Origin of the sequence: Paenibacillus sp. 1-18 (genome assembly GCF_000520755.1) — a bacterium.
Classification (GTDB): domain Bacteria; phylum Bacillota; class Bacilli; order Paenibacillales; family Paenibacillaceae; genus Paenibacillus; species Paenibacillus brasilensis.
Genome location: NZ_ASSB01000209.1, coordinates 1 through 453, shown reverse-complemented (window position 1 = coordinate 453; position 453 = coordinate 1). Strand labels below are relative to the sequence as shown.

Here is a 453-nt window from a genome sequence, read left to right as displayed (position 1 = left end):
GATGTGATCCGAACGCTACAAACGGCCTTGTTTAAGAGACAATTATTTGAGGCGCAAACCAAACCTGTGATTCGTTCAGACAATGGCCCTCAGTTTATTTCTCATGGGTTTGAAGCTGCCTGTAAAAGCTTTGGAGTGGAGCATGAACGCATTCCTCCACGAACACCGAATATGAACGCACATATTGAATCTTTTCATAGGTTATTGCAGGATGAATGCTTGGCTCGCTACGACTTTGAAACGTACAGCGAAGCTTATGAAGCCGTCACTGAATTCATTCATTTTTATAATGAACGAAGAATTCATTCCAGCATTTGCGATTTGTCGCCGTCTCAGTTTTATGAGAAAAACAAGACAAAACCGATTCCGATCCGAGAAGTTCGTGTATAATTTCAAAAACGAAGTCTGGATGAGCAAGAGAGAGTTAGTGTCCAAACTTAGGGGGTTAATCCG

1 protein-coding gene is annotated in these 453 nt (G+C 41.9%); it reads left to right on the top strand.

Going from position 1 to position 453, the window contains the following annotated elements; translation table 11 throughout:
- Positions 1–390: integrase core domain-containing protein (locus L693_RS0113340; RefSeq protein WP_025717684.1), on the top strand; the 390-nt coding region annotated here is incomplete at its 5' end.
- Positions 391–453 lie beyond the last annotated feature (63 nt).